We start from the raw sequence: 9,058 nt of genomic DNA on the forward strand, positions 1-9,058 counted from the left end.
TTACAAGCTTCTTTCTATATAACGAATAATAGTTTTTGCAATGTCTTTTTGTGTTACATTTTCTATACCTTCTAATCCAGGAGACGAATTCACCTCGAGGATAAGAGGACCTCTTTTACTCTGTAATAAATCTACTCCAGCCACTCCCATTTTCAAAGCTTTTGCAGCTTCTATTGCTGCTGTTTCTTCTTCTTTGCTTAAGGTAATTGTAGAAGCAGTGCCTCCTCTATGTAGATTAGAACGAAAATCACCTTCTTTTCCTTGCCTTTTCATTGCGCCAACCACACGATCATCAACTACAAGAACTCGAATGTCGGCTCCTTTTGCTTCTTTTATGTATTCTTGTACAATAACTCTTGCCTGTAGGCCATTAAATGCATCTAATACAGATTCTGCAGCTGTTTTAGTTTCAGCGAGAACAACACCCAAGCCCTGAGTGCCTTCAAGCAGTTTAATAATTAAAGGAGCTCCTCCTACATGAGAGATAACCTCTGATGCATCTTTAGAATAATTTGTGAATACCGTTTTTGGGAGGCCCAATCCTGCCTTTGATAATATCTGTAAACTCCTGAGCTTATCTCTGGATTGAAGTAATGCCTGAGATTTGAGCGTGGTAAATACATTCATTAATTCGAATTGTCTCACTACCGCAGTGCCATAAAAAGTATTAGAAGATCCAATTCTGGGAATTACAGCATCTACAGGATCTAATTTTTTACCTCTATAATATATTTCAGGCTTTTGTTTTTCAATAATAATATCACAGCTTAGAGGGTCAATTACTTGTACATTGTGTTTGCGTTTTACCGCCGCCTGAATTAATGCATTGGTAGAATATAAATTCGTACTACGCGACAAAATTTTGATATTCATTAGAGTGTTAGGTTATAAGAAGGTTTTTTAATTAGTTGTTAGTTGGAAAAATACTATTAGTAAATTTAAAGTCAATCAATATAAAAAAGTGTATGTTATGATCATATGAGAATATAAGTTCTTTGTCGTTATAATGTAGATATATTACATCCAGAAGATTGTATTGTGAGTTTATGTTAATTTTATGAGTGTCAATACAATGCTTATTAGTTTTTGTAATGATACTTTTTAATTCTAAAAGTAAAAACTTTACTTTATTAGTTTGACCAATTATTTTCTTTTCTTTTTTCAAAAGCCATGTTGGTATTGGAAGTACTAATGTAGTAAAAATCGATAAGCATTGTGTGGCATCCCTTGCTTTTAATAGAAAAGCATCCTTCTTATGAGTAGTTAACAAAAATTTAAATATCTCTAAGTTGTATTACAATTGAGGTAAACCCTTAACTTTACAGTTAGAATATGCAAACAGCAACATTAGACATACAAATTAAAACACTGCCTACTAGTCCAGGGGTATATCAGTACTATGATAAGGAGGATAAATTGTTATATGTAGGAAAGGCAAAGAATTTAAAAAAAAGAGTTACTTCTTATTTCACAAAAAATCATGATAACTATAAAACAAAGCTTCTTGTAAGGAAAATCTACAACATAAAACATATTGTTGTAGAAACAGAAACAGATGCATTGTTACTAGAGAATAATCTGATTAAAAAATATTTACCACGGTTTAATGTTATGCTTAAGGATGATAAAACATATCCGTGGATTTGCATTAAAAAAGAACGATTTTCTAGGATATTTCTTACCCGTACTCTTATTAAAGATGGTTCAGAATATTATGGGCCATATACATCAGTAAAAACAGTTCATACGCTTTTAGATCTTATCAAAGAGCTGTATCCTCTTAGGACATGTACGTATGATTTATCTCAGGAAAAAATTAATAATGGAAAATACAAAGTTTGCTTAGAGTATCACTTGGGTAATTGCAAAGGACCTTGTGAGGATTTACAGGAAGAAAAAGAATATACCGAAAATCTAGAGGCGATTCGTCAAATTGTAAAAGGAAATTTTAAAGATTCTTTGATTCGCTTTAAAGAACAGATGATGGTACATGCTGAGAAAATGGAGTTTGAAGACGCACAACGAATTAAAGAGAAAATAGAAATATTAGCGAAATATCAAGCAAAATCAACTGTAGTTAATCCAAAAATAAGTAATGTTGATGTGTTTTCTATTATATCAGATGAATCGTATGGTTATATTAATTTTCTTCAATTATCACATGGCTCTATCATCAGGTCTCATACAACTGAGATCAAAAAAAAATTGGATGAATCTGATAAAGAATTAATAGAATTAGCAATTATTGATATTAGACAACGTTTTAGCTCGATGTCTAGAGAAATATTTGTTCCTTTTGAGGTAGATGTTGGAGAAAAGTTAAAAATCACTATTCCGCAATTAGGTGATAAGAAAAAGATTGTAGATCTATCATTGCGAAATGCAAAATACTATAGGCAAGAACGTTTTAAGCAAATCAAGATCATGGATCCTGATCGACATATAAAACGTTTGATGGCTCAAATGAAAAAAGACCTTAGACTTCCAGAAGAACCTAGGCATATAGAGTGTTTTGATAATTCAAACATACAAGGAACTAATCCTGTTGCTGCTTGTGTGGTTTTTAAAAACGGAAAGCCAAGTAAGAAAGAGTATCGGAAATTCAACATAAAAACAGTAGAAGGAGCTAATGATTTTGCTTCGATGGAAGAGGTTGTGTATCGACGCTACAAGCGATTGACAGAAGAAGAGCAGCCTTTGCCACAATTAATAATTGTAGATGGAGGAAAAGGGCAACTTTCTTCTGGATTGAAAGCTTTAGATGAACTAGGTCTAAGAGGAAAAATAGCTATTGTAGGGATCGCTAAGCGATTAGAAGAAATATACTATCCAGGAGATTCGATACCATTATATTTAGACAAGAAATCAGAATCGTTGAAAGTCATTCAACATTTGCGTAATGAAGCCCATCGATTTGGGATTACTTTTCATAGACAAAAAAGGAGCAAAGCAGCTTTAGAAACTGAATTGGATTTAATCCCTGGAATAGGAGAAAAAACTGTTGTAGAATTATTAAAAAATTTTAGATCTGTAAAAAGAATAAGCGATGCTTCTATAGAAGAATTGATAGAGGTGATAGGAAATTCACGCGCAACCAAAGTGTATAATTATTATCTTTCTAAAAAGAATAAAGGTGGCAAAACATAGTAAATTAGGTATAGTAATACTTTTTCTTTTTTTTGTTCTTAATGTGATTTGGTCGCAAGAAAACAATGTGTCTGATTCTGATGTAGAAGATGTAAAAGTAGGATTGGTATTGAGTGGTGGTGGAGCAAAAGGGTTGGCACATATAGGAGCATTAAAAATAATAGAAGAAGCAGGAGTACGTATTGATTATATAGGAGGGACGAGTATTGGGGCTATTGTAGGAGCATTATATGCATCAGGGTATCGTGCCGCAGAATTAGACTCTATATTTAGAGCAGTTGATTTTGATGCCTTTATACAGGATGAATTGCCCAGGAATGCCAAAACTTTTTATGAGCGTGAAGATTCAGAGAAGTATGCTGTCACGCTCCCTTTTGATAAGTTTAAAATTGATTTACCCAAAGGGCTTTCCAAAGGGCAGAATTTTTACAATCAGCTCTCTAGGTATACTGCACATGTCAATGATATACGGGATTTTAATAAACTCCCTATTCCTTTTTTTTGCATGGCAACCAATATAGAAACTGGAGAGCAAGTCCTTATAGATAAAGGATATTTGCCAGAGGCTGTTGCAGCTAGTGGCGCGTTACCTTCTGTTTTTAGTCCGATAGAGCTAAACGGAATTTTGATGACTGATGGTGGGGTTGCAAATAATTATCCTGTAAAAGAAATTAAAGAAAAAGGAGCAGAAATAGTAATAGGAATTGATGTACAAGATAGCTTGATGTCAAAGGATCAGCTAAACTCAGTGACTAGTATAATGCTGCAAATCAGTAATTTTAGAACCTATAAAGCAATGAGGGATAAGGTGTCTGAAACAGATCTTTACATTAAACCCTCTATAAAAGGCTTTTCTGTGCTCTCTTTTGATCAAGCAGACCAGATTATTGCCAATGGAGAAAAAGCAGCATTTGCCAATTTTGAAAAGCTGAAGGCTGTTGCTATGCGACAGAAACAGCTTGTTATACCACCGCCTGTGCCAAAAAATTCAGAAACCATTGTGGTCAATAGTTTGGCTATTTCAGGGCATCAGCGATATACCAGAGCTTATATCAAAGGAAAGCTAAAACTTAAAACCCCAGTAGTCACTACTTATGAAAAGTTAAATGAGGGAATCAATAACCTATCAGCTACAGGGAATTTTGATCGAGTAAGTCATAAGTTGATTGATAATAAAGAAGGAAAAGAATTAGTTCTTAATGTCAAAGAAAGTGAAAACAAAATGTTATTGCGTTTTGCGTTACATTATGATGATTTATATAAAACTGCAGCTCTTGTAAATGTGACTAGAAAAAGGCTTCTGGTAAATAATGATGTCCTTTCTGTGGATGTCGCTTTAGGAGATAATATTCGGTATAATTTGGATTATTATATTGATAAAGGATTTTATTGGAGTACTGGATTAAAAGCTCGGTATACAAAATTTAGGAAGCCTATAGATTTTGATTTTTTGAGTGAGTTTGGAGAGACACCCGCAGATATTGGAATCAATACTATCGATATAGAATATGCAGACCTTAATATACAGGCATATGCAGAAACATTATTACAGCAAACTTTTTCAGTTGGTCTTGGGGCAGAATATAAACGTCTTAATATTATTTCTGAAACATTTGGAGAAGATGAAAATCAAGTGCCAAGAACAGTATTTGATGATAGTGATTACTGGAGTGCCTTTGGGTATGTAAAACTTGATACCTACAACAATAAGTATTTCCCGAAGCGAGGATTTTTATTTGAAGGAGATTTACATACCTATCTCTTTTCTTCTGATTTTACAAATACTTTTAATGAGTTCTCAATTGCAAAGGCACACCTAGGTTTTGCTACACCCATATATAAAAACCTATCTATAAATATGGGAATGGAAGCAGGTACCAAAATAGGGGATACAGAATTTAATTCTCTTAATTTTTTATTAGGAGGTTTTGGTGCTAAAACTATCAATAACTTTATTCCTTTCTATGGATATGACTTTTTGGGAATAACAGGAGGAAGTTTTGCAAAAACATATTTCTCTATAGACTATGAGGTGTTTAAGAAAAACCACATTAATGTATCTGCCAATTTTGCCAATGCAGGTAATAAATTGTTTAGCACAGGAAGATGGTTTGAGGATCCTGAGTATTCTGGATATGCTTTGGGGTATGGCCTAGATACCTTTGCAGGGCCAATACAAGTTAAGTATACATATTCTCCTGAACTAGAAGAAAGTAATTGGTTTTTTAGCATTGGTTTTTGGTTTTAAACAATTAAATTACAAAAGAATAGAAATATTTACGATATTTGTGTTCTTATGAGCTTGTTTTGGCAGGATTTATTATTACTACTACACTACCTTATTAAACGGAATCCCGAATGAGGTAGTCTTACTATTTGTTGTTTTTATCAAAAAAAGTAGTTAATATCTTAAACATGCAATACTATGCCTTTTTATCATTCATTAGGAGAAATACCTCCCAAGCGACATACCATTTTTAAAAAACCTGATGGTAGTTTATATTATGAACAATTATTCGGAACAATAGGTTTCGATGGAATGTCTACTAATTCTTATCATTGTCAGAGACCTACACAGGTAAAAGAAATTAAAGGAAGTTATAATGTAGCTGCCAAAGTGGCAATCGAGAATAATATTAAATCATATAGATTTCATGGTTTTAAGGTAGCTCCCGAAAATGATTACTTAGAAAGCAGAAAAAATGTACTTACCAATAGTGATGCAAGTATTATTCTATCTGCTCCAAAAGAGTCTACCAAAGATTATTTTTACAAGAATACTGATGCTGATGAATTGATCTTTGTACATCGTGGAAGTGGAAAATTTAGAAGTCACCTCGGTAATCTTGATTTTAAATATGGAGATTATATCGTTATTCCAAGAGGAACAATATATAAGCTTGATTTTGACACTACAGATAATCGTTTATTTATTGTAGAATCAAGAAGGCCAATTTATACGCCCAAGAGATATCGTAACTGGTTTGGGCAGTTATTAGAGCATTCACCATTTTGTGAACGTGATTTAAGAAGACCATATGAGTTGGAAACAAATGACGAAAAAGGGGACTTTTTGATCAAAGTAAAAAAGCAAGATGAAATCTTTGATATGATCTATGCAACACACCCTTTTGATGTTATTGGATATGATGGGTATAGTTTTCCATATGCTTTTTCTATACATGATTTTGAGCCTATTACAGGAAGAATACATCAGCCACCACCAGTACATCAGACGTTTGAGACAGATGCTTTTGTAATTTGTTCTTTTGTGCCAAGATTATATGATTATCATCCACAGAGTATTCCAGCACCCTATAATCATAGTAATATAGATAGTGATGAGGTGTTGTATTATGTAGATGGTGATTTTATGAGTAGAAATGATATTGATGCAGGTCATATTTCATTGCACCCAGCAGGGATTCCTCATGGACCTCACCCTGGAGCGGCAGAACGAAGTATTGGTAAAACCAAAACCGATGAACTAGCAGTTATGGTAGATACTTTTAAGCCTCTTATGGTAACAGAAGAAGCTATGAAAATAGCTGACGAGGATTATCATAAATCATGGTTAGATTAATTAACAGAAACCTGTCGATTAAATGATTTATAATCAATAAATTGTATAGGTGCTTTTTTTAGAAATATATTTTATAGTATGCTAAATTACAGGAAGGATATTACAGCCCATTTGAGGGCGATGTGGTAGCGCGCTTTAAAATCAATTTGTCCAAGAAATTCAATAAAGTATTTCTTGTTGATTCATTTATTTTAATTTATATAAATCAAAAACATTATGTCAAGTAATACAACACCTCAAAATTTAGAAAAATTAGTTCCACAAGCAGGAGATTTTTTACCATTATTAGGAACAGATTATGTAGAACTCTATGTTGGTAATGCCAAACAAGCAGCATATTATTATCAAACCGCATGGGGATTTCAGATAATTGCTTATGCAGGATTAGAAACAGGAAGAAAAGATAGTGTATCTTATGTGTTACAACAAGATAAAATACGTTTGATCCTTACTTCGCCATTACAACCTGACGGGGAAGTTAATGATCATATTAATGCGCATGGAGATGGTGTAAAAACTGTTGCTCTTTGGGTTGATGATGCAACCAAAAGTTATGAGGAAACAGTAAAAAGAGGAGCCAAATCATATATGGAGCCTAGAGTAGAGGAAGATGAGGATGGTAAAGTAGTATTTTCAGGAATTCATACTTATGGAGAAACAGTACATATTTTTGTAGAAAGAAAAGAGTATCATGGAGTATTTTTACCAGGATATATAGCATGGGATAAACCGTATAAAACAGAATCTACTGGACTTAAGTTTATAGATCATATGGTAGGAAATGTAGGATGGAATGAAATGAATAAGTGGTGTGAGTTTTATGCCAAAGTTATGGGATTTGCACAATTAGTATCTTTTGATGATAAAGATATTTCTACAGAATATACAGCCTTGATGAGTAAGGTAATGAGTAATGGAAATGGACGTATTAAGTTTCCTATAAACGAACCTGCTGAAGGAAGAAAAAAATCACAGATAGAAGAGTACATAGATTTTTATAACGGTGCTGGAGTACAACATATGGCATTAGCAACAGATAACATTATAGAAACTGTTTCTGAGCTTAAGAATCGAGGAGTGGATTTTCTTACAGTTCCTGCAAGTTACTATGAGACAGTTTTAGATCGTGTTGGTGAAATTGATGAAGATCTTGCTCCGCTCAAAGAATTAGGTATTTTAATTGATCGTGATGATGAAGGATACCTTCTTCAGATCTTTACAAAACCTGTGCTAGACAGGCCTACTATGTTTTTTGAAATTATACAACGTAAAGGGGCTCAGTCCTTTGGGAAAGGTAATTTTAAAGCATTGTTCGAAGCTATAGAAAGAGAGCAAGAGCAGAGAGGTACTTTGTAAAAACACTTGCCAGATTAAATAACATATATCAAGAAAACCAATCTGTTTTCTTATATCCATTCTTGTATACCAATTGTATAGACATACTGTTCTTCATTTGGTATACATTAATGTGTGTAATTATATATGCTTATCCGTATGTTTCCCTATTACTTGGTATCTTTAAAGTATGAAATTAATTGAGTTTTTTAAGCATTATCCAGACGAGGAAAGCTGTAAGATAGCATTTAAATCGTATCGTTTACAAGAAGGTGTAACGTGTAAAAAATGCGGTAGTACTTCACATTACTGGAAAAAGAACAGAGAGCAATGGGAATGTAAGAGCTGTAAGCATCGTACTACTTTGAAGAGTGGAACGGTAATGCAGAGCAGTAAATTGCCCTACCAATACTGGTTTATAGCCATGCACTTAATAACAAGTACAAAGAAATCATTTTCTGCTAAAGAAATTCAACGTCAAATAGGTCATAAACGTTATGAGCCTATCTGGTCAATGGTTCATAAATTACGAAGTGTTATGGGGCTTAGAGACGAACAATACGAATTAGGAGAGGAAATAGAATTAGATGAAGTTTTTTTTGAAACTGTCTCTATAACAAGGGATAAAACAGAACCATTAAAACGAGGACGGGGAAGTCAGCGTCAATCAACGGTGTTGGTTGCAGCAGAATCAAGAGTAGAAGAACAAAATTATAATCCTAAAAAACATAGAACTAAAAAACGTGTAGGATATTTAAAGATGATGGTTATTGAATCATTAAAAAAAGAAGATTTAGCTGTGGTGGTAAAGGAAAAGGTAAAAAAGAATACTAAAATTGTTTCAGACAAATCAAACAGTTATAATAATTTGAAAGAGGATTATAATTTGGATTCTAAAGTGGTTCCAAAAAAAGAAATTATTAATCGTTAGGGTAATTAGTTCTTATAAATCTTTCAGGCGGCGTATTTGGCGTGCTTATGATGGAAATATTT

Annotated in this window: 6 protein-coding genes; 5 read left to right on the plus strand and 1 reads right to left on the minus strand. The window is 33.2% G+C overall.

Annotation, left to right across the window (positions count from 1 at the left end; translation table 11 throughout):
* The gene (gene rimK / locus CVD18_RS08205) at window positions 1–873 is read right to left on the minus strand and encodes a 30S ribosomal protein S6--L-glutamate ligase (RefSeq protein ID WP_103864960.1); all 873 of its coding nucleotides are present in this window, start codon (window positions 871–873) and stop codon (window positions 1–3) included.
* A gap of 459 nt (window positions 874–1,332) precedes the next feature.
* Between rimK and uvrC the strand changes: the two genes are divergently transcribed.
* The 5 genes from uvrC (at window position 1,333) to CVD18_RS08235 (ending at window position 8,996) form a co-directional block, all read left to right on the plus strand.
* Window positions 1,333–3,147: an excinuclease ABC subunit UvrC gene (gene uvrC, locus CVD18_RS08215; protein ID WP_103864962.1), complete on the plus strand. Its 1,815-nt coding sequence runs from the start codon at window positions 1,333–1,335 to the stop codon at window positions 3,145–3,147.
* Complete coding sequence (locus CVD18_RS08220) at window positions 3,134–5,395, plus strand: patatin-like phospholipase family protein (protein ID WP_103864963.1); 2,262 nt, start codon at window positions 3,134–3,136, stop codon at window positions 5,393–5,395. Before uvrC ends, CVD18_RS08220 begins: the two co-directional genes overlap by 14 nt.
* A gap of 177 nt (window positions 5,396–5,572) precedes the next feature.
* The gene (locus CVD18_RS08225; protein ID WP_103864964.1) at window positions 5,573–6,730 is read left to right on the plus strand and encodes a homogentisate 1,2-dioxygenase; all 1,158 of its coding nucleotides are present in this window, start codon (window positions 5,573–5,575) and stop codon (window positions 6,728–6,730) included.
* A gap of 216 nt (window positions 6,731–6,946) precedes the next feature.
* A complete protein-coding gene (gene hppD, locus CVD18_RS08230; RefSeq protein WP_103864965.1) occupies window positions 6,947–8,086 on the plus strand; it encodes a 4-hydroxyphenylpyruvate dioxygenase in 1,140 nt (379 codons plus the stop codon).
* 169 nt (window positions 8,087–8,255) lie between these two features.
* Complete coding sequence (locus CVD18_RS08235; protein WP_103864966.1) at window positions 8,256–8,996, plus strand: IS1595 family transposase; 741 nt, start codon at window positions 8,256–8,258, stop codon at window positions 8,994–8,996.
* Window positions 8,997–9,058: the final 62 nt, after the last annotated feature.

It is taken from the genome of Aquimarina sp. I32.4 (genome assembly GCF_002924285.1).
In the GTDB taxonomy this organism is placed as follows: Bacteria; Bacteroidota; Bacteroidia; order Flavobacteriales; family Flavobacteriaceae; genus Aquimarina.